The 975-nt window shown below is 40.3% G+C and carries 2 protein-coding genes; both read right to left on the bottom strand.

Annotated elements, in window-relative coordinates; genetic code table 11:
- The coding region (locus tag ACRCJ0_RS15555; RefSeq protein WP_431391095.1) for an ABC transporter permease subunit at positions 1-237 on the bottom strand (237 nt) is incomplete at its 3' end.
- A gap of 12 nt (positions 238-249) precedes the next feature.
- On the bottom strand, positions 250-975 hold a 726-nt coding region (locus ACRCJ0_RS15560; protein WP_431391096.1), incomplete at its 5' end, for an ABC transporter substrate binding protein.

Genomic DNA, 975 nt, shown 5'->3' on the forward strand with positions numbered 1-975 from the left:
GGTTACTAAAAACCCTGTAATAGCACCTGCAGCCATACCTGCTAAAAATGAAATCAACAATGTCGTAAAAGGATCAATATTAAAGTAAAGCATTTGGGCACCAATGGCACCACCCAATACAAACGACCCTTCAGTCGTCATATCCGGTGCATTTAAAATTCTAAAAGTAATATAGATTCCAAGACCCATTACAGCCCAGATTGTCCCTTGAGAAAAAGCACTAATTATCATGTCCATATGGTCTCCTCCTTATTCGCCAACTAATTTAGCATATTCGTCACTGTTAACATCAATGGCCGCATCAATCAATTCTTGAGGTAGTTTAATGCCTAATTCTTCAGCTTTAGCTGTATTGATGTAAGTATCTGTCTTATCATTATAGATAATTGGATAAGTTGCCGTATCTGCGCCTTCAATGACATCTGCTACTACCGTCGCTGTATCTAAACCGAATTGATATTGGTTGATACCAACTGTCGCTAACCCACCGTCAGCAACCATAGCGTCTACTACTGGAATAACTGGAATGCTGTTTGCATCTGTTACTTGAATTAAGGTATCCATAGCACTAGCAATTGTATTGTCATTTGGTACCCAGATAACATCCACTTGACCAGCCAATTGTTCTGCAACTGATGCTAGGTCATTTGTTGAAGTAATGGTAGATTCTACTACGTTCAATCCTCTTGATTCAGCTTCAGCCTTGGCTTCATTAACCGTTTTGCTTACATTCGATTCTGAAGAATTGTAAATAATGCCGACATTTTCCATATCTGGTAAAATTTCTTGCATTAAATCAAATTGTTCTGCAACTGGTGCCATATCTGTAACCCCTGTTACATTAGCCCCTGGTTTTTCATCAGAAGCGATAAAACCGTTGTTAGCTGGGTCTGATACCGCAGATAAGATCACCGGACGATCGCCGTTAGCAGCATTGGCTAAAGCTTGAGCAGCTGGCGTTGCGATGCCGACTAA

The organism is Aerococcus sp. L_32 (assembly GCF_050689315.1).